General features: G+C 69.9%; 21 protein-coding genes. 15 read left to right on the top strand and 6 right to left on the bottom strand.

The annotated features are described in order from the left end of the window. Positions 1 to 5: 5 nt before the first annotated feature. The 6 genes from AB0D12_RS18890 to AB0D12_RS18915 all read left to right on the top strand — a co-directional run bounded on the left by AB0D12_RS18890 (position 6) and on the right by AB0D12_RS18915 (position 5,866). Positions 6 to 740 (top strand): PIG-L family deacetylase, encoded by a 735-nt coding sequence (locus tag AB0D12_RS18890; protein ID WP_362683677.1) that lies wholly within the window; start codon positions 6 to 8, stop codon positions 738 to 740. Between the two features lie 151 nt (positions 741 to 891). Further along, positions 892 to 1,263, top strand: coding sequence for a hypothetical protein (locus AB0D12_RS18895; protein WP_362683680.1), 372 nt, complete (start codon positions 892 to 894; stop codon positions 1,261 to 1,263). Positions 1,264 to 1,383: 120 nt separating this feature from the next. Then, positions 1,384 to 2,352 (top strand): NADPH:quinone oxidoreductase family protein, encoded by a 969-nt coding sequence (locus AB0D12_RS18900; protein WP_362683683.1) that lies wholly within the window; start codon positions 1,384 to 1,386, stop codon positions 2,350 to 2,352. Next, positions 2,349 to 3,530 carry an acyl-CoA dehydrogenase family protein gene (locus tag AB0D12_RS18905; protein ID WP_362683686.1) on the top strand — a complete coding sequence of 394 codons (1,182 nt, stop codon included), beginning with the start codon at positions 2,349 to 2,351 and terminating at the stop codon, positions 3,528 to 3,530. Before AB0D12_RS18900 ends, AB0D12_RS18905 begins: the two co-directional genes overlap by 4 nt. Next, positions 3,527 to 4,624, top strand: a complete 1,098-nt coding sequence (locus AB0D12_RS18910; RefSeq protein ID WP_362683689.1) for an acyl-CoA dehydrogenase family protein — start codon at positions 3,527 to 3,529, stop codon at positions 4,622 to 4,624. The genes AB0D12_RS18905 and AB0D12_RS18910 overlap by 4 nt, the downstream gene beginning before the upstream one ends. A gap of 417 nt (positions 4,625 to 5,041) precedes the next feature. After that, complete coding sequence (locus tag AB0D12_RS18915) at positions 5,042 to 5,866, top strand: phosphatidylinositol-specific phospholipase C/glycerophosphodiester phosphodiesterase family protein (protein ID WP_362684079.1); 825 nt, start codon at positions 5,042 to 5,044, stop codon at positions 5,864 to 5,866. A gap of 136 nt (positions 5,867 to 6,002) precedes the next feature. On the opposite strand, the gene AB0D12_RS18920 is transcribed toward AB0D12_RS18915, so the two are convergent. Further along, on the bottom strand, positions 6,003 to 6,698 hold the full coding sequence (locus AB0D12_RS18920) for an SDR family oxidoreductase (RefSeq protein ID WP_362683692.1): 696 nt from the start codon (positions 6,696 to 6,698) through the stop codon (positions 6,003 to 6,005). Positions 6,699 to 6,832: 134 nt separating this feature from the next. Here AB0D12_RS18920 and AB0D12_RS18925 point away from each other — a divergent pair, with 134 nt between their 5' ends. Then, on the top strand, positions 6,833 to 7,690 hold the full coding sequence (locus AB0D12_RS18925; protein ID WP_362683695.1) for a helix-turn-helix transcriptional regulator: 858 nt from the start codon (positions 6,833 to 6,835) through the stop codon (positions 7,688 to 7,690). A gap of 160 nt (positions 7,691 to 7,850) precedes the next feature. On the opposite strand, the gene AB0D12_RS18930 is transcribed toward AB0D12_RS18925, so the two are convergent. Continuing rightward, entirely contained in the window at positions 7,851 to 8,450 is a 600-nt protein-coding gene (locus tag AB0D12_RS18930) for a hypothetical protein (protein WP_362683698.1), read from the bottom strand. 56 nt (positions 8,451 to 8,506) lie between these two features. Then, complete coding sequence (gene htpX, locus AB0D12_RS18935) at positions 8,507 to 9,427, bottom strand: zinc metalloprotease HtpX (RefSeq protein ID WP_362683700.1); 921 nt, start codon at positions 9,425 to 9,427, stop codon at positions 8,507 to 8,509. A 338-nt stretch (positions 9,428 to 9,765) separates the two neighbouring features. Here htpX and AB0D12_RS18940 point away from each other — a divergent pair, with 338 nt between their 5' ends. Continuing rightward, complete coding sequence (locus AB0D12_RS18940) at positions 9,766 to 9,960, top strand: hypothetical protein (RefSeq protein WP_362683703.1); 195 nt, start codon at positions 9,766 to 9,768, stop codon at positions 9,958 to 9,960. On the opposite strand, the gene AB0D12_RS18945 is transcribed toward AB0D12_RS18940, so the two are convergent. Next, positions 9,950 to 10,384, bottom strand: coding sequence for a hypothetical protein (locus AB0D12_RS18945; protein ID WP_362683706.1), 435 nt, complete (start codon positions 10,382 to 10,384; stop codon positions 9,950 to 9,952). The two genes, AB0D12_RS18940 and AB0D12_RS18945, sit on opposite strands and share 11 nt — an antisense overlap. A gap of 156 nt (positions 10,385 to 10,540) precedes the next feature. On the opposite strand from AB0D12_RS18945, the gene AB0D12_RS18950 reads away from it, so the two are divergent. Further along, positions 10,541 to 12,103 carry a hypothetical protein gene (locus tag AB0D12_RS18950; RefSeq protein WP_362683709.1) on the top strand — a complete coding sequence of 521 codons (1,563 nt, stop codon included), beginning with the start codon at positions 10,541 to 10,543 and terminating at the stop codon, positions 12,101 to 12,103. 4 nt (positions 12,104 to 12,107) lie between these two features. Here the strand turns inward: AB0D12_RS18950 and AB0D12_RS18955 are convergent, their stop codons facing one another. After that, complete coding sequence (locus AB0D12_RS18955; RefSeq protein WP_362683712.1) at positions 12,108 to 12,464, bottom strand: DUF779 domain-containing protein; 357 nt, start codon at positions 12,462 to 12,464, stop codon at positions 12,108 to 12,110. A gap of 148 nt (positions 12,465 to 12,612) precedes the next feature. Between AB0D12_RS18955 and AB0D12_RS18960 the strand changes: the two genes are divergently transcribed. The 5 genes from AB0D12_RS18960 (at position 12,613) to AB0D12_RS18980 (ending at position 18,283) form a co-directional block, all read left to right on the top strand. Further along, positions 12,613 to 13,179 (top strand): dihydrofolate reductase family protein, encoded by a 567-nt coding sequence (locus AB0D12_RS18960; RefSeq protein ID WP_362683715.1) that lies wholly within the window; start codon positions 12,613 to 12,615, stop codon positions 13,177 to 13,179. A gap of 60 nt (positions 13,180 to 13,239) precedes the next feature. Next, positions 13,240 to 13,686, top strand: coding sequence for a nitroreductase family deazaflavin-dependent oxidoreductase (locus AB0D12_RS18965; RefSeq protein WP_362683718.1), 447 nt, complete (start codon positions 13,240 to 13,242; stop codon positions 13,684 to 13,686). Positions 13,687 to 14,092: 406 nt separating this feature from the next. Then, positions 14,093 to 14,938: an MIP/aquaporin family protein gene (locus AB0D12_RS18970; protein ID WP_362683721.1), complete on the top strand. Its 846-nt coding sequence runs from the start codon at positions 14,093 to 14,095 to the stop codon at positions 14,936 to 14,938. A gap of 54 nt (positions 14,939 to 14,992) precedes the next feature. Continuing rightward, positions 14,993 to 16,510: a glycerol kinase GlpK gene (gene glpK / locus AB0D12_RS18975; RefSeq protein WP_362683724.1), complete on the top strand. Its 1,518-nt coding sequence runs from the start codon at positions 14,993 to 14,995 to the stop codon at positions 16,508 to 16,510. 60 nt (positions 16,511 to 16,570) lie between these two features. Beyond that, positions 16,571 to 18,283 (top strand): glycerol-3-phosphate dehydrogenase/oxidase, encoded by a 1,713-nt coding sequence (locus AB0D12_RS18980; RefSeq protein WP_362683727.1) that lies wholly within the window; start codon positions 16,571 to 16,573, stop codon positions 18,281 to 18,283. Here the strand turns inward: AB0D12_RS18980 and AB0D12_RS18985 are convergent. Continuing rightward, a complete protein-coding gene (locus tag AB0D12_RS18985) occupies positions 18,211 to 18,681 on the bottom strand; it encodes a hypothetical protein (protein ID WP_362683730.1) in 471 nt (156 codons plus the stop codon). The genes AB0D12_RS18980 and AB0D12_RS18985 overlap by 73 nt on opposite strands. Positions 18,682 to 18,886: 205 nt before the next feature. Between AB0D12_RS18985 and AB0D12_RS18990 the strand changes: the two genes are divergently transcribed. Beyond that, entirely contained in the window at positions 18,887 to 19,360 is a 474-nt protein-coding gene (locus AB0D12_RS18990; protein WP_362683733.1) for a tetratricopeptide repeat protein, read from the top strand. Positions 19,361 to 19,450 lie beyond the last annotated feature (90 nt).

Here is a 19,450-nt window from a genome sequence, read left to right on the forward strand (position 1 = left end):
CGCCCATGACCGAGCAGTTGGAACCCATGCCCGACGACTGGCAGCGCGCGCTGGCCGTGGTCGCCCACCCCGACGATCTTGAGTACGGCTGCGCCGCGGCCGTCGCCGGCTGGACCGACGGCGGACGTGAGATCGTCTACCTCCTGGCCAGCCGCGGCGAGGCCGGCATCGACACCATGGAACCGGCCCGGTGCGCCCCGCTGCGCGAGCAGGAGCAGCGGGCGAGCGCGGCCGTGGTCGGCGTCTCCACGGTGGAGTTCCTGGACCACAAGGACGGAGTGATCGAGTACGGGACGGGGCTGCGCCGGGACATCGCGGGGGCCATCCGGCGCCACCGGCCCGAACTGGTCATCACCCTCAACCACCGTGACACCTGGGGCGGAACCGCGTGGAACACCCCCGACCACCGGGCCGTGGGCAGGGCCACTCTGGACGCGGCAGCGGATGCTGGAAACCGCTGGATCTTCCCCGAACTCATCGCCGAGCATGGCCTCGAGCCCTGGAACGGGGTGCGGTGGGTGGCCGTCGCGGGCTCCACTACGCCCACTCACGCGGTCGACGCGACGCCGGGCCTGGAGCGCTCCGTACTCTCGCTGCTGGAGCACCGCAGCTATATCGAGGTGCTGACGGAGCAGGACCCGGAGACGTACTGCCGCAACTTCCTCACCGGAAGCGCCCAGGCTGCGGCGGAGCGCTTCGGCGGCCGTCCTGCGGTCACCTTCGAGCTGTTCCGGCGCTGACGTCGGCGGTTCGGCCTTCCGGCAGTTCCTCAGAAGGGGGCCGGGTGCAGCAGCGTGGATAGGGTCGGGGTGTGAACGGACGCAGGGGCAGCGGCCCTTTCGCTTTCCGCTGGCACCCCAGGACGGTCCTGGGGCGTCTACGGAGGCCTACGTGTCCCGCACCGCCCATCACATTCCCTGGCGCCACGACGACCTCGGCCCCACGTGGGAGCAGCGCCACCGCTCCGTCGCGCTCCGCGCGCTCGTGCTGCGCTCCCTGCGGTACAGCCATCGCGAGCAGGTGCCGGCCCGCGCCGAGGGCCGCCGCGCCCGGCCCCGGCTCGTACGGACCGGTTTCGCGATCTACCAGTACGACCGGGCGTACCGGTCCACAGGGCTCGGCAGCGTCACCGGTCAGGCCGAGCGCAGGGCCCGTTGTGCCGTACGGATGCGGTGCGACGAGATCCGGCGGGCGCACCGGGCCGGTGCGGACGTCGATCTCGATGTCCCGCCGACCCGCCACCGGCACGGCGCCCTCTACTGAAGGTTGCGCCACGGGTCCGGGCCAGGCCGAAGCGGGCCTGATCGGGTCTTCCGTGGAGGCAAGCGACCGCTTAGTATGCGATAGAGCGCAGTACCGCCTACGGTTTGTGGAGGCCCCGAAATGCAGGCATGGCGAGTGCACCGGAACGGCGAGCCGAGCGAGGTGATGCGGCTCGAAGAGGTGGACCGGCCCACGCCGGGCGAGGGGCAGCTGCTGCTGAAGGTCCGCGCCGCGAACATCAACTTTCCCGACGCGCTGCTCTGCCGCGGCCAGTACCAGATCAGGCCGCCGCTGCCGTTCACGCCGGGTGTGGAGATCTGCGGTGAGACCGAGGACGGCCGCCGGGTGATCGCCAACCCCGCGCTGCCGAACGGCGGACTCGCCGAGTACGTCGTCGCCGACGCGGCGGCGGTGCTGCCCGCGCCCGAGGCCCTGGACGACGCCGAGGCGGCCGCACTGCACATCGGCTACCAGACGGGCTGGTTCGGGCTGCACCGCCGTGCGCACCTCCAGGCGGGGGAGACGCTGCTCGTGCACGCCGCGGCGGGCGGCGTCGGCAGCGCCGCGGTCCAGCTCGGCAAGGCGGCCGGCGCGCGGGTGATCGGTGTCGTCGGCGGCGCGGAGAAGGCGCGCACGGCAACGGAGCTCGGCTGCGACATCGTCATCGACCGCCGGGAGGACGACATCGTCGCCGCGGTCAAGGAAGCCACCGGCGGCCGCGGCGCGGACGTCGTCTACGACCCGGTCGGCGGTGACGCCTACGCCAAGTCGGTGAAGTGCATCGCCTTCGAGGGCCGGATCGTGATCGTCGGCTTCGCCAGCGGCTCGATCCCCACCCCGGCCCTCAATCACGCCCTGGTGAAGAACTACTCGATTGTCGGCCTCCACTGGGGCCTGTACAACACGATGGAGCCGAGTGCGATCCGAGACTGCCACGAGGAGCTGACCAAGCTCGCTGCGCAGGGCGTGATCAAGCCGCTGATCAGCGGGCGCGTCGCCATGAAGGACGCTGCGGACGCCGTCCAGCGCGTCGCGGACGGCACGACCACGGGCCGCCTGGTCGTCATCCCGGAAGGAGAAGCCCGATGACGGACGCGACCGAAGTGCGCAGCCGCACTGAGCAGTTGCTGGCCGCGCACCCACCGGCCACCACGGAGCGCACCGACTTCCTGAAGGCACGCTTCGACGCGGGCCTCGCCTGGGTGCACTACCCCAAGGGCCTCGGCGGACTCGACGCCCCGCGCACGCTGCAGACCGCCGTCGACGCCGAGCTGACTGCTGCGGCCGCGCCCGACAACGACCCGCGCCGTATCGGTATCGGCCTCGGCATGGCCGCGCCGACCATCCTCAAGTACGGCTCCGAAGAGGTGAAGCAGCGCTTCCTTCGTCCTCTGTGGGTCGGCGAGGAGGTGTGGTGCCAGCTGTTCAGCGAGCCGGGCGCGGGCTCCGACCTCGCGGCGCTCGGCACCCGGGCCGTACGGGACGGCGACGACTGGGTCGTCAACGGCCAGAAGGTCTGGACGTCCAGCGCCCATGTGGCCCGCTGGGCGATCCTCATCGCCCGCACCGACCCGGACCTGCCCAAGCACCGGGGCATCACCTACTTCATCTGCGATATGACCGACCCGGGTGTCGAGGTGCGACCGCTGCGCCAGATCACCGGTGAGGCGGAGTTCAACGAGGTCTTCCTGACCGATGTGCGTATCCCCGACGCACACCGCCTCGGCGAGGTCGGCGAGGGCTGGAAGGTCGCCCAGACCACCCTTATGAACGAACGGGTCTCCATCGGCGGCAGCCGCCTCCCGCGCGAGGGCGGGATGATCGGCCCGATCGCGCAGACCTGGCGCGAACGCCCCGAACTGCGCAACCACGATCTGCACCAGCGGCTGCTGACGCTCTGGGTGGAGGCGGAGGTCGCCCGGCTGGCCGGAGAGCGGCTGCGCCAACAGCTCGCCGCCGGCCAGCCGGGCCCCGAAGGCAGCGGAATGAAGCTCGCCTTCGCCCGCCTCAACCAGGAGATCAGCGGCCTCGAGGTCGAACTCCGCGGCGAGGAAGGTCTGTTGTACGACGACTGGACCATGAGCCGTCCCGACTTCGTCGACTTCACCGGGCGCGACGCCGGCTACCGCTATCTCCGCTCCAAGGGCAACTCCATCGAGGGCGGCACCAACGAAGTGCTGCTGAACATCGTCGCCGAACGCGTCCTCGGGCTGCCCTCCGAGCCGCGCAACGACAAGGACGTCGCCTGGAAGGACCTGGCCCGATGACGACTCAGCCCACGCAGCCCGATCTGCTGTACTCCGAGGCCGAGGACGACCTGCGGGCCGCCGTACGCTCTCTGCTCGCCGACCGCGTCGATACGGCGTCCGTCCTGGTGCGCGCCGAGTCCGGTACGCCGTACGACCCCGAGCTGTGGAAGGCGCTTGCCCGGGACATCGGCGCGGCCGGACTCCTCGTACCCGAGAAGCTCGGCGGGCAGGGCGCGAGCCACCGCGAGGCCGCCGTCGTGCTGGAGGAGCTGGGCCGCAGCGTCGCCCCCGCGCCGTATCTCACCAGCTCCGTCATCGCGACCCAGACCCTGCTCGCGCTCGACACGGAGACGCAGGCCGTCGCCGGGCTGCTGACCGAGCTGGCGGCCGGCCGCAGGACCGCCGTCCTCGCCGTGCCGCTGTCGGCGTCGCCCGACGGGCCGCTCCCGGTCGACGCACCAAGGATCACCGGTGTAGCGGATGCCGCTGCCGCCGATGTCCTCCTGGTGCTGAAGTCCGACGGCCTGTACGCGGTCGAGACGGCGAACGCCACCGTCGAGGCGCTGACCCCGCTCGATCTGACCCGTCCGCTCGCCGCCGTCACCCTCGACGACACGGCCGACGCCACCCGCCTCGCGGACGCGGAGACAGCCGTGACGGCCGTACGCCGCGGACTGCTCGCCGGGGCCGGGCTGCTCGCCTCCGAGCAGCTCGGACTCGCCGAATGGTGCCTGGAGGAGACGGTCCGTCACACCCGCGAGCGCCACCAGTTCAACCGGCCCATCGGTTCGTTCCAGGCGCTCAAGCACCGCATGGCCCAGGTGTGGCTGGAGGTCGTCTCGGCCCGGGCCGCGGCCCGCAACGCGGCGGACGCCCTGGCCACGGACAGCTCCGACGCCGCCCTCGCGGTGACCGTGGCGCAGACATACTGCTCCCGGGTGGCCGTGCGCGCGGCTGAGGAGTGCGTCCAGCTGCACGCCGGTATCGGCATGACCTGGGAACACCCCGCGCATCTGTACCTCAAGCGCGCCAAGTCCGACGAGATCGCCCTGGGCACGCCGGGCCGCCACAAGGAGGCGCTGGCCGCACTGGTCGACCTGCAGGCTCCGTAGGGGGCTGTGCACCGAGGCACTGTTCACCGCAACTCAGGCCGCCGCGCCGACCATCGGCGCGGCGGCCTGCTCGATGCCGCCGGAACTCAGCTCCGCGTGAGCAGGGCCGTGCGGCCCGCCCGCGCCGCGCGACGCGGCAATCACCGGACGAGATCCGGCCGTTCACCACCCGGGACCGCCACGCCTCCGACACCCGCGACCGCCACGCCCCTGACCCGTTCGACCGCCGCGGCGAGCCACCCGCGCTCCGGTAGCCGTCTTGAGCACCAGGTGACGGATGGCCGAACTCTTCGCGCTGCTCTGCCCATTGGGCTGCCCCGGGCGGATACTCACCGGTGTCCCTCCCGACCCGCAGAGCCCGGAGGCACCATCGTGCTGACCACCCGTCGCAGAGCCGTCACCACCCTCGCCGCCGCGCTGGCCGGCGCCGTCGCCGTGCCCGCCTATGCGCAGGCCGCCGAGAAGCACGGCGGGCAGACCGGCCCGCAGCCGCTCCGCCGGGCCCACGCCCACAACGACTACCTGCATGAGCGGCCCCTCCACGACGCCCTGTCGCACGGCTTCACCAGTGTGGAGGCCGATATCTTCCTGGTGAACGGCGAGCTGCTCGTCGCCCATGAGCCGGCGGACCTCGACCCGACCCGCACCCTGCGCTCGCTCTACCTCGACCCGCTGCTGGCCCGGGTGAAGGCCAACCACGGCTCCGTGTACCGCGGTTACCGGCGGCCCGTCCAGCTGCTGATCGACATCAAGACGGACGGCGCCGCCGCGTATCTCGCACTCGACCGCCAGCTGCGGCACTACCGGCGGATGCTCAGCACCTACGCGTACGGCCATGTCCGCCTCGGCGCCGTCACGCCGGTCATCTCCGGCGACCGCGCCGCCCGCGTACCCATGGAGGCGCAGCGAGTGCGGTACGCCTTCTACGACGGCCGCCTCGAAGACCTCGGCACCGCCGCCCCCGCCTCCTTCGTCCCGCTGATCTCCAGCAACTGGACGGAGAGCTTCAGCTGGCTGGGCACCGGCCAATTCCCGGCCGCCGAGCGGCAGAAGCTGCACGCGATCGTCGCTGACGCCCATGACCACGGGCAGCGCGTCCGTTTCTGGGCGACGCCCGACGTGGACGGTCCCGACCGCGACGCAGTGTGGACCGAGTTGCTCGCCGCCCGCGTCGACCACATCAATACGGACGATCTGGCCGCGCTCGAGCGTTTCCTCCGCGCACGGGGTCAGTACACCTAGCACTTCCAGTGCGCACTTCGTGATCCATGTGCTGGATGCGTCAGCGAGCCGTGTTCCGGGGAAGCGGCTGCGTGATCCGTTACCGGTACCAGGCGGAGCGCCACGATTCCCTTCCTCCGGGGGGAGTTGGTACGGGTTACCAGACGACCGGGCCGGCTTTGTCGAAGAAGCCGCCGGTCGGGCCGTCGGATCCGATGGCGGCCATGCGGACGATGATCTCCGCGCCCTGTTCGACGCTGTTGGTGCCCCGGTGGCCGTTGAGGTCGGTGGCGGTGTAGCCGGGGTCGACAGCATTGAACCGGATGGCGGGGTACGCCTTGGCGTACTGCGAGGTGATCATGACCAGCGCCGTCTTGGAGGAGTTGTAGTCCAGCAGCGCCACCTGGAACTCGATGCGGCCCGGGTCGGCGGTCGCCGCCAGTGAGCCCAGGCCGCTGCTGACGTTGACGACGACCGGGGCGTCGCCGGTCTGCAGGAGCGGCAGGAAGGCGTGCGTGACGCGCACGACTCCGAAGACATTGGTGTCGTAGGTGGTCTGCATGTCGGACCCGGTGACCTCGCCGACCGGCTTGCCCGCGCCGACGATCCCGGCGTTGTTGACCAGGACGTCGAGGCGGCCGGCGTCGTCGCGGACGAATTCGGCGGCAGCCTTGACGGAGTCCTCGTCGGTGACGTCGATCTGGACAAAGCGGGCGCCGAGCTTCGCGGCTGCCGCCTGACCGCGCTGGGCATCGCGTGCCCCGACGTAGACGGTGTGCCCGGCCTCAATCAGGCGGCGGGCCGTCTCGAATCCGAGGCCCTTGTTCGCTCCGGTGATCAGTGTGGTGGTCATGCGCTCACTCCGGTGATCGGTGGGTTGGTGATGCCTCCACCCTCGTCGTACCGCCTACGAACAGGCAGTACCCGCCTTTGCCTATGGACTGCCAGTACCAGGCTGTCCGGGCGCGGCGGCCCGATACTGGGGGCGTGAGTGAATCCAGGGAACTGGGCAGGGCACTGCGCGGCTGGCGCGACCGCACGGCCCCCGCCGCGGTCGGACTGCCCGCCGGCGGAGTAAGGCGCGCCGCCGGACTGCGACGCGAGGAACTGGCGCAGCTCGCCGACCTGTCGGTGGACTACATCGTCCGCCTGGAACAGGGCCGGGCCACCTCCCCGTCACCGCAGGTCCTGTCCGCGCTGGCCCGCGCCCTGCGGCTGTCGGCGGCCGAGCGTGAGCATCTGTATCTGCTCGCGGGCCAAGCGGCGCCGGGCCCCGGGCAGGTGTTGGCTCACATCCCGCCAGGGGTCCGAAGGCTGCTCGACCAGCTGGACGGCGCACCGCTCAGCGTGCACGACGCGGCCTGGAACCTGATCCTGTGGAACCCGTTGTGGGCCGCCCTGTTCGGGGATGCGTCCGCTCAGCGCGGACGCGAGCGCAACATCGTCTGGCGCCACTTCGCCGGCCTGCCCAGCCGGGTCAGCCACACCCCGGAGCAGAAGGCCCGGTTCGAGGCGGCCGTGGTCGCCGATCTCAGAGCGGCGACCGCCCGCTACCCCACTGATGCCGGCCTGCGCTCCCTGATCAAGGACCTGCGGGGTAACAGCACCGACTTCGCACGCCTGTGGGACACCGGGATCGTGGGCGTCCACGAAACGGACACCAAAACCATCCACCACCCCGATGTCGGAGTACTCACCCTCGACTGTGACGTCCTGATGGTTCCCGGCAGCGATCTACGCATCGTCGCCTACACCGCCGCCCCGGGCAGCGACGCCGCCGACCGGCTGGGGCTCCTCAATGTCATCGGCACCCAGGCCATGACCGAGAACAGCACCCCGGCGTAGCAGTCAGCCGCGCCGCACGCCGTGGGTTTCCTGGACCGGCTCCAGGGACGGCAGGCTCGTTGGTCGACCCCGGCCGACACCTGGCCTCGATGATCCCGCGGCCGGCATCCATATCGCCGGCATCTTCCTCTGGTCCACCAGATGATCCGAACGAAACGACCTACATCGGACCCCCGAGGCCCGGCGCGCCCCAGACCGGGAACCAGCGGGCCAGGTCCGTCTCGATGTGGAGGTCGTCCGTGAGCAACGCCCTGGTCTGCAGTTCCAGGGCGTTGTCGCGCTTCTCCGTCGTACCGGTGAGCGGCGCGAAGGGGTAGAAGGTGCCGCGCTTGTACAGGTAGACCAGCGCCAGCGAGCGATCGCCGGATGTCTCATGGAAGGCGATCAGGGAGCAGAGCAGCTGCGGGCCGAAGCCGGCGTCCTGGAGCAGGGTGTTGACCGCGTGCAGGTCGTTGACCAGCGAGGCCGTGTCGTCGGCGGGGTGGCGGGCGAGGAGCCAGGTGTAGCCGTACGCGTCCTGGCTGAACTCGACCGGGACGCCGCCCCGGTCGGTGTCGGCGTCGAGCAGCTCTCGTACGTCCTCCTGGAGTTGCGCGAAGGCGCCGCCCTCCACGCTGGCGAAGCACACCGAGCCGATGCCGGTCGGAGTGAAGCCGGCGCCCGCCTGGAGCGTGATGGCGGCGGCGGGCAGGCCGAAGAGCTGATCGAGGTCGGGCCGTACCGGCTTGCTGCGGCCGAGGATCGTGTCGAGGAGTCCCACAGAAGTGCCTCTGTCAGTCGTCTGTCGGGCGTCTGTCAGTCGTCGCGGGGGGCGCGTTACGGGCGGGCCAGCTGCGTCGAGATCTTGCCCAGCTGGTCCAGACGCTGCTCCAGCGTCGGGTGCGAGGACAGCAGGCGGCTCAGGCTCTCCTTGGAGGAGAACGCCGGCGCGAACCAGAAGGCGTTGAACGGCTCCGCCTTGCGCAGGTCCTGCGTCGGGATCCTCGCCATGTCGCCCGTCACCTTGGTGAGCGCGGACGCGAGCGCCGAGGGGCGGCCGGTCAGCATGGCGGCCGCGCGGTCGGCGGACAGTTCGCGGTAGCGGGAGAGCAGTCGGGTCAGCAGGAAGCTGATCACGTAGACGACCGCGCTGACCAGGGGTATCAGGAGCATGGCGATCGCGGCGTTACTGTCGCGGGTGCCACCCGCCCGGCCGAAGCCGCCCCACACGGCGATACGGGTCATCACGCCGGCCAGGACACCGAGGAACGATGCGATCGTCATCACTGCGACATCGCGGTGGGCGACGTGCGACAGCTCGTGGGCGAGGACGCCCTCCAACTCCTCCGGCTCCAGCCGGCGGAGCAGGCCGGTGGTGGCGCAGACCAGCGCGGTCTTCTCGTTGCGGCCGACGGCGAAGGCGTTCGGCACATCGCTGTGGGCGATCGCGACGCGGGGCTTGGGCATGTCGGCGAGCGCGCAGATACGGTCGACGGCGCCGTGCAGCTCCGGCGCCTGCTCAGGCGTGACCTCGCGAGCACCCATGCTGAAGGCCGCGATCCGGTCGCTGAACCAGAACTGCGCGATGAAAAGACCGCCTGCGATCAGCAGAATGATCGGCCACGAGCCTCGGAGGATCGCCAGCAGGGCGCCAACGAAGACGACATAGAGCAGCCCGATCAGGAACATCGTCGTCACCATGCGGGTGGTGAGTCCCTGATCCGGGGCGTAGCGGGACGGAGGCCGGTTCCCTGGCATCTGACACCCTCCGGACGGAGCTGTTTCTCGTTCCCCCTCACTCGATTGTGCTCCTGTCGCGGCTATAGCCGGGATAAGTGAGCTCGCGCCCGCTGGGTGGGTGACGCAGGCCCTGGCGCGGTCGGGCCGGCCGCGTCGAGCCGTCCGTACTGGCCGCGATGGGGCAGATGCTCCGCGTCACCGGCACGCGTTCCGCACCTTCGTCCGGCGCCTCTCCCCTCGAAGTCACCGGCAGACAACACCCGAACGGCGGACACGCCAGTCGGCCGTATGGGCCCTCCACTACGCCAGACTGACGGCCGAATGCCGCAATTCCGGCGCGGCGGAGGAGGTTGGCGATGGCTATTTCGATCTCGTTGGTGCTGTTTCTGCTGGTGCTCACAGTGATCTTTCTGCGGAACGGCGGACTGAAGATGTCTCACGCCGTGGTCTGTGCCCTGCTCGGGTTCTTTCTCGCGAGCACGAGCATGGCGCCGACCATCCAGGAAGGCATCGCGGCCACCGCCCAGGTGGTGGGCAGCCTCAGACCGTGACCTCCGGCGGCACTTCGACGTCCGGCGGCAGCTCGAAATAGCCTCCGCCGCCGGCGTCCACATGCACCACATGGGTCCCGACGCGGACGATCTGAGCCTCGCCGACCCGCCAGGACCCGCACTCTTCCTCGCTGTCCACCAGCGGCGTCCACACCTCGCGGAACGTGCTGCCGTCCGGGTTCGTACCCGTCTCGATCATCCGGTCACCGTCCCGTTGAAGGGTTCCCACATCCTCGCCGGGTTCCCCGACGTCGTGGTGGAAGCGGACATCGGTGCCGTCGTACGTGGTGATGCCGGCGAAGCCGCGGCTGTCCGCGTAGTAGGCGTCGATCTGGAGCCAGACCACCTGCTCGTTCTCCTGCAGGGGTCCGCCGTTGCGGCTGATTCCGGCGCGCAGCCAGGCGCCGCGAGTGGGGGCATTCACACGTACCAGCATGTCAGCCGGTGCCGTGCGGTCCGCTCATTTCGCGATCATGAAGCGTCCATAAAACCCATGGCCTTTCCATGGACACCTCAAGGGGCCGGCTCTAACGTCGGGCGGCGGCGCGACCCGTACACCCGTACGCAACCGAGGAGCCGTATGTCCCGAAGAGCGCTCGTCCGCGCAGTGGCCCTGGCCGTCGCCGCGACCACCTTCACCGCCCCCGCCGCGCAGGCGGAGGAGATACCCAAGGCACCCGGCCACCGACTGGTCAGCCAGTACGAGGGCGCGCCCGCCGATGCTCGGCCGGTGCCGGGGCAGGCGCCCCCGCAGCACCCCTTCCTCGCGCCCAACGGGCGCAGCGGCATGCACGCGGACGCGGCGGGCAGTGGCACCCATCCCTACTCCGGCCCCCTCGGCCGCGACCCCGAGGTCACCAGCGAGCGGATCGCCCCGGTCGGTGGCGAGTGCGCCACCGCGACCTTCGACGCCGCTGGCCGGCTGATCACTGTCTGCGGGACCTTCACCGGGTTCCTGCTGAAGCTTCTCGACCCGCGCACGCTCGACACGCTCGCCGAGTACCGGTTGCCGCAGCGCTCCTCGACCGTCGAGGCCATCACCCGGCTGGACTTCTCCAAAATCTTCAAGGACACGTCCGGCGGCGCCTACTTCTACCTCGACGACCAGGACCGGGTGGTGCTGGCGGACTCGCGACAGCACATCCTCCGTATCGCCCATGAGCAGGCGGGGGACGGCAGTTGGCGCTTCGTCGTCGACAACGACTGGGATCTGACCGCCCACGTCCCGCACGACTGCGTCAGCTGGACGAACCTGTTCCCCAGCGGCACCTGCGACCCCGTCACCTCCGTCATGCCCGACTGGCAGGGCCGCATCTGGTGGGTGACACGGCTCGGACGCGTCGGCAGCGTCGATCCTCGGACGTCCGCGATCCGTTCGGTCCGGCTCGACGGCGAAGAGATCCAGAACTCCTTCTCCGTCGCCCAGGACGGCGTGTCGATCGTCTCCGACCACGCCCTCTACAGCTTCCGTTCGGACGCCGACGGGACGCCGAAGATCCAGTGGCGCCAGACGTACGACCGCGGCACGGGCACCAAGCCCGGTTCCGTGAACCAGGGCTCCGGCACCACACCGGACCTGTTCGGCGACGGCTATGCCGCCATCACCGACAACGCCGACGACCGGATGAACGTCCTCGTCTACCGCCGCGGCACCGACGTCCCGGCCGACCGCCGCCTCGTCTGCAAGGTGCCCGTCTTCGGATCCGGCGCGTCCACCACCGACAACTCCCTGATCACCTGGGGCAACAGCATCGTCGTCGAGAACAACTACGGCTACGAGAACCCGGCCTCACTCACCTTCGGCCGCACCGTTGTCGGCGGCGTGAGCAGGATCGACGTACGCGAGGACGGCAGTGGCTGCGACACGGTCTGGCAGAGCGGCGTCCGCTCGCCCTCCACAGTCCCCAAGCTCTCCACCGCCAACGGCCTCCTCTACTTCTACGAGAAGGAGCCCAACCAACTCGGTATCGACGCCTGGTATTTGACCGCCGTCGACTTCCGCACCGGCGAGCGGCGCTGGAAGCGGCTCACGGGCACGGGCCCGTCGTACGACAACAACTGGGCGCCGATCACCATCGGCCCCGACGGCACGGCCTACGCGGGGGTCTTCAACGGCATCGTGGCGGTACGGGACCGCGGCTGACGCCTCATGCCCCCACGACGCGCGACCGGATCAGGAACCGCACTCCTTCCGGCGCCTCCAGCGAGAAACCGCTGCCCCGGCCCTCGACGACATCGACGATGAGCCGGGTGTGGCTCCAGACCTCGTACTGGCTCCTGGACATCCAGAAGGAGACGGACTCCTCGACGCCGTCGACCCGGAGGTCCTCGAGGAGGACGTCGGACGCGCCCGTGCGGAATTCACCGTCCGGGTAGCACATGGGCGCGCTGCCGTCGCAGCAGCCGCCCGACTGGTGGAACATCAACGGACCGTGGGCCGCCCGCAGCCGCCGCAACAGATCGGCGGCTGCGGGGGTCAGCTCCACGCGCGGGGCCTCAGTCATCCCGCCAGCAGAGCACCGGCGAGGTTGCAATGCCGTTGCAGCGCCTTCGCGGAAGATTTTCCCCCTGGGGCGTCGATCGGGCACGCCCCCGTTCGACATACCGGTGCAGGCGCCGAAGGGGGCGCACCGCGCACCAGGAGGAACGGTCATGCGGAAGATCATTTACTTTGTCCACTCATCGCTCGACGGACACATCGACGGGCCCGGCGGAGCCTTCGACTGGCCGGTGCTCGGACCGGAGCTCGGCGCGTACGGCGACGGCCTGCAGGAACGCGTCGACACCTTCCTCTACGGGCGTGTGGTCTGGGAGATGATGTCCGGCTACTGGCCCGACGCCGAGTCGATCTCCGACGACCCGCACGACCTCGCCTTCGCGCCCGTATGGCGCCGTACTCCGAAGATCGTCTTCTCCAGGACCTTGCAACAGCCGGACGGGAACGTCCGAGTGATCGGCGAGAACCTCGCCGAAGAGGTCGCGGCCCTGAAGCGGGGCCCGGGCAAGGACCTGCTGCTGACCGGCGGTACGACGCTGCCGGCCGCCCTCACGGAGCTCGGCCTGATCGACGAGTACCACATCGTCGTGCACCCGGTGGTCCTGGGCGGCGGCAGGCCGCTGTTCCTGCAGGGGAAGGAGCGGCTGAACCTCGGGTTCGTCGAATCGCGGTCCTTCGACGCGCGGACCGTGCTGCTCCGCTACGAACGTCCGGCGGGATGATTGCGTGGCCCCAGGGCGTTGAGCCCCTGTACGCGAGTCTCCGACGATGGGATGGATGACATGCCTCTTGAGGGCGAGTACGAGCCGAGCCCGGAGAAGTGGGTGCGCGACCAGGTCGAGCTCTTCGAGAGCTCCGGCGGTACCAAGGGAACGACGATGCGCGGTATGCCCGTCATCCTCCTGGCGACCAAGGGCGCCAAGAGCGGCAAGATCCGTAAGTCCCCGCTCATGAGGGTCGAGCACGAGGGCACCTACGCCGTGGTCGCTTCGCTGGGAGGCGCCCCGAAGAACCCCGTCTGGTATTACAACGTCGTCGCCGACCCCCGGGTGGAGCTGCAGGACGGCCCGGTGCGTCAGGACATGACGGCCCGTGAGGTGACCGGGCACGAGAAGGCTGTGTGGTGGGAGCGGGCCGTCGAGGCGTACCCCGACTACGCCGACTACCAGAAGAAGACCGACCGCGAGATCCCCGTCTTCGTCCTGGAGCCCGCGGCCAAGGACAGCTGAGCGCAGGCCTCTGACCGGCGTGGCCTGCGTCCCTGCCGGTCAGAGGCCCTCTGCCGGCCCTCTGCCGGCCCCCTGCCGGCATCATCCCGCCGCCGGTTCCCGGTATCTCCGCTGAGCATCGTCGGGCGCACCCTCAACGCCATCGCACGGCCGCTTCTCGATGCCGCCCACAGCGGCCGAGCTCGGAGGGGCTCTGACCTGCGGAGTGAGCCCGTTCACCACCTGCCGGACGAGTCGCAATGCTGGTGACGAAAGCCGGCCGGTCCGCGCCGGCGAGGCCCACCGCACGGTGAGCAAGGGGTGAGCAAGGGCTGTGCGTGCGGTTGACCCTTGATCGTCCTATGCTGATATGTGGATGAATCGGGCAGTCGACGGCCGGTACTGGGCCGGCGGAAAGTGGGCTTCCATGGCTGAGCGACTCAAAAGATCAGGGTTGATCGGCGAGCTTTCGGCCGAATTCGCCGGCACCATGGTTCTCATCCTCTTCGGTTGCGGTGTGGTGGCCCAAGTGGTCGCCGGTGGAGCCCTCACGGATCCCCCGGGTGGCCTCGGAAACCACGACAGCATCGCCTGGGCATGGGGTCTCGGTGTCACCCTCGGCGTTTATGTTGCGGCGAGACTGAGTGGAGCTCACATCAATCCCGCTGTGACCGTGGCCCTGGCGACGTTCAAGGGTTTCCCGTGGAGCAAGGTGGCGCCCTACGTGGTGGCCCAGACGGCCGGCGCCTTCGTGGCGGCCCTCATCGTGCGCTGGAACTACACCGAAGCGTTGGCGAAGGCCGACCCCGGCCACACCATCAAGACGCAGTTCGTGTTCTCCACGCTTCCTGCCAACGGCAACCCGAACCTGCCGGTCGGCGAATGGGGCGCGTTCCGCGACCAGGTCATCGGCACCGCGATCCTGCTGCTGCTGATCATGGCGATCACCGACCTGCTCAACACGCCCCCCGGCGCCAACCTGGCCCCGTTCATCATCGGCCTGGTTGTCGTGGCCATCGGTATGGCCTGGGGCACCAACGCGGGCTACGCGATCAACCCGGCACGTGACTTCGGGCCCCGGCTGGCGAGCTTCCTCACGGGGTACGGCGGAGCGTGGCGAGATCAGTACGGGAACTTCTACTTCTGGGTGCCGATCATCGGTCCGTTTGTCGGCGGCGTGCTCGGCGCGTTCCTGTACAAGTTCTTCATCGGCCGCTTCCTGCCGACCGCGGAGCCGGAGCCCCCCGGACGCGTCCCGACCCCCGAGCCCTGACCGGCTCAGCGCGAGGCCGCAACCCAGTCCATCCCACAGGAGAGGCGGCATGCCATGGCGGACTTCGTCGGCGCGGTGGACCAGGGAACCACCAGCACGCGTTTCATGATCTTCGACCACGACGGGAACGAAGTGGCGAAGCACCAGATGGAGCACGCCCAGATACTCCCGCGCTCGGGGTGGGTCGAGCACGACCCGGTGGAGATCTGGGAACGTACCAACTCGGTCATACAGAACGCCCTCCGGCACGGGAACCTGTCCCCGTCCGACCTGGTGGCGATCGGCATCACCAACCAGCGGGAGACAACCGTTGTCTGGGACCCCCGCGACGGCCGTCCCTACTACAACGCCATTGTCTGGCAGGACACCCGCACCGACTCCATCGCGGCCGCCCTGGAACGCTCGGGCCAGGGTGACGTCATCCGCCGCAAGGCGGGGCTGCCGCCTGCCACCTACTTCTCCGGCGGCAAGATCAAGTGGATTCTGGAGAACGTCGACGGCGTCCGCGAGGCGGCGGAGCAGGGCCATGCCCTCTTCGGCAACACGGACTGCTGGGTCCTGTGGAACCTCACCGGCGGTCCCGACGGCGGCATCCACGCCACCGACGTGACCAACGCCAGCCGAACGATGCTGATGAACCTGGAGACCCTCGACTGGGACGACGAGTTGCTGGGTTTCTTCGACATTCCCCGGGCGATGCTGCCCACCATCAACCCGTCCTCCCACCGGGAGGCATTCGGCGCGACCCGTACCTCCCGGCCGCTGCGCGCCGCCATTCCCATCACCGGGGTGCTCGGCGACCAGCAGGCGGCCACCGTCGGACAGGTCTGTTACGCGCCCGGCGAAGCCAAGAACACCTACGGCACCGGCAACTTCCTGGTGCTCAACACCGGGACCGAACTGGTCCGCTCGCAGCACGGTCTGCTCACCACCGTGGCGTACCAGTTCGGCGACAGCCCGGCGGTCTACGCCCTGGAGGGCTCCATCGCGGTCACCGGGTCCGCGGTGCAATGGCTGCGCGACCAGATGAAGATCATCACTGACGCCGCCGAGAGCGAGCGTCTGGCCGGCACCGTCGACGACAACGGCGGCATGTACTTCGTCCCCGCCTTCTCGGGCCTGTTCGCCCCGTACTGGCGCTCCGACGCCCGTGGCGCGATCGTCGGCCTCGCCCGGTACAACAACAACGGCCACCTGGCGCGGGCCACCCTGGAAGCCATCTGCTACCAGAGCCGCGACGTGGTGGAGGCCATGGAGCAGGACTCCGGCGTCCACCTGGACGTGCTCAAGGTCGACGGCGGTGTGACGGCCAACGACCTGTGCATGCAGATCCAGGCCGATGTCCTCGGCGTACCGGTCAGCCGCCCGGTCGTCGCCGAGACCACCGCGCTCGGTGCCGCCTACGCGGCCGGTCTGGCCACCGGCTTCTGGCAGGACACCGACGAGCTGCGCACCCACTGGCAGGAGTCCAAGCGCTGGGAGCCCGGGTGGTCCGAGGAGCAGCGCGCGGAAGGCTATGCGGGCTGGAAGAAGGCGGTGGAGCGCACGCTCGACTGGGCCAAGGTCGAGTAGGTCCCCGCCGGGCCCGCCCCCGGCCACGCGCGGCGCGACCGCAGCACGAGGAGGAGACCGATGGCGAACCCGGTGGCTCTCTCGCCCGAGGCACGCGCAGCGGCTCTCGTCCGGCTGGGAGAGGGTGAGCTGGACGTCCTCGTGGTCGGTGGCGGTGTCGTGGGCGCCGGGTCAGCCCTCGATGCCGCCACCCGGGGCCTGACGGTCGGTCTCGTCGAAGCCCGGGACTGGGCCTCGGGTACGTCCAGCCGCTCCAGCAAGCTGATTCACGGCGGCCTGCGCTACCTCGAGATGCTCGACTTCCGGCTGGTCGCCGAAGCACTCAAGGAGCGGGGACTCCTGCTCCAGCTCCTGGCGCCGCATCTGGTGCGGCCGGTGCCCTTCCTCTACCCGCTGCAACACCGGGTCTGGGAGCGCCCTTACGTCGGCGCAGGGGTGCTGCTCTACGACACCATGGCCGCGGCCTCGGGCACCTCCAGCGGCCTGCCCCACCACCGCCACATGCTCAAGCGCCAGGCACTGCGCGAGGCGCCCGCTCTGCGCTCCGACGCGCTGGTCGGCGCGATCCAGTACTGGGACGCCCAGGTGGACGATGCCCGGCACACCATGTTCCTCGCGCGCACCGCAGCCGCCTACGGAGCATTGGCCGCCAACCGCACCCGCGTCAGCCGCTTCCTGCGCCAGGGCGAGCGGGTGGTGGGAGCTGTGGTCATGGACCTGGAGACCGGCAACGAGACCGAGGTGCGAGCCAAGCAGGTCATCAACGCGACCGGCGTGTGGACCGACGACACCCAGGCCATGGCCGGTACCCGCGGCCAGTTCCACGTCCGCGCCTCCAAGGGCGTGCATCTGCTGGTCCCGCGTGACCGGATCATCTCCCGCACCGGGCTGATACTGCGCACGGAGAAGAGCGTGCTGTTCGTCATCCCCTGGGGGCGGCACTGGATCATCGGGACGACCGACACCGACTGGACACTGGACAAGGCCCACCCCGCGCTGAGCTCCAAGGACGTCAGCTACCTGCTGGAACACGTCAACCGCGTTCTGGTCACACCGCTGGCCGCCGAGGACGTCGAGGGCGTCTACGCCGGTCTGCGCCCGCTCCTGTCCGGCGAGGCCGCGGAGACCAGCAAGCTGTCCCGGGAGCACCTGGTCGCGCACCCGGTCCCCGGGCTTGTCGTGGTGGCCGGCGGCAAGTACACGACCTATCGGGTCATGGCCAAGGACGCGGTCGACGAGGCGGCCCGTGGTCTGGACGAGAAGGTGGCCTCCTGCGTCACGCAGCGCGTTCCGCTGCTCGGTGCCGACGGCTATCCGGCCCTGTGGAACTCCCGGCACAATCTCGCCAAGCGCTCCGGGCTGCATGTCGCCCGCATCGAACACCTGCTGAACCGTTACGGCTCCCTGGTGCAAGAACTGCTCGACATGGTCGGAGCCGACCCCTCACTCGGTGAGCCGTTGCCGAGCTCCGACGATTATTTGCGGGTCGAGGCCGTCTACGCGGTGACCCATGAGGGAGCCCGCCATGTGGAGGATGTGCTCGCCCGGCGTACCCGGATCTCCATCGAGTCCTGGGACCGCGGCGTGGACGCGGCGCGTACCGTCGCCGAACTCATGGCACCTCATCTGGAGTGGGACCGGGCGCACCGGGAGCGCGAGGTCGACCACTACTTGAAGCGGGTGGCGGCCGAACGCGAGGCTCAGCAGCAGCCGGACGACCAGACGGCCGACGCGGTGCGGCTCGGCGCCCCCGACATCATCCCGGTGCGCTGAGCGGGACGTGCCAGCGGGCGCCGGCCGAGCGCTCCGACGGCCGCCGTGCCGCGCTCGGAGGTGTCTGGAACGATGCCCGCGTGCATGTGCTCGCCATGAGCACGGGGTACGAGGACGCCACTCCCGGCCGAACCGCCCTCGCCACCCCGGCGGTTCCATACCGCGGTGAGGACCATGCCCAGGCCCGCCATCGCGCGTCGCATTCCTCTGCGCGAAACCGCGTGCCAGCCTGCCGTCACCCCGACCAGCAGCGCCGCGACGGTGGCTACCAGGGCCGCCCAGTTCATGACCGCTCCGACGATGAGGGTGGTCAGCGCTCCCGGCAGCGCCGCCAGGGCGGTGAACGCGGCGAGGCGTTCGATGGGGCGGGGCCGGCCGGGCCGGTCGTGATCGGCCACTACGGACGGCACCTCCTGGGTCGATGGCGGGGCAGGCGGCGCTCCGCTGCCCGTGCCGCAGTATCAGTCTGCCGCCGGGGCACAGGCAGGCGGCCGCGGCGGAAACGGCCGGGGGTCGCAAACCGCGGTCAACGGAATCCTCCAGCATGGATGCCCGCCCGTACGCCGCTCGCGCGGTGCCCGGCACCGAGGGTAGACGGTGGCGTTGCGGGCGAGACGGCCGGCGCACCCGGCGCCGTGGACAGGGTGTGCCGGCCACGCTCGCACTCGCCGCTCCCTCGCCTTTCCGGCCAACGGCAAGGGCCGCCACGGCGAGACCCTGGACCACTATCAGCAAGCGCTCGCCCTGTACCGGCCCAGCGAGGATGTCAGCGGACAGGCCAGCGTCCTCAACGAGATCGGCTGGACCCACATCCTCCGCTGCCGGTACGAGCACGCGCTCGCCTGCTACGGACGTGCCCTCGCCATCTACCAGAACATCAGCGACCACTACCTGGAGGCTGACACTCTCGCCCACATCGGCGACGCCCGCGACGCGCAGGGCGATCGGTCCTCAGCCGATGACGTCTGGCGACGGGCCGTGGGCATTCTCAACGAATTGGGCCACCCGGACGCCGACGACCTGGCCCGTAAGATCGAGGTGGCAGCGGCTGGTATCCCGACTTCGGAGCCCGGTTGATCAGGCCGTCATGTCATGGCGGCGACCATCGTGCGGGTGTCCGCGATGGTCTCGAACGCGACCGGCACACCGTGCTCAAGGCGCCACACG

It is taken from the genome of Streptomyces sp. NPDC048479 (assembly GCF_040651435.1).
Lineage (GTDB): Bacteria > Actinomycetota > Actinomycetes > Streptomycetales > Streptomycetaceae > Streptomyces.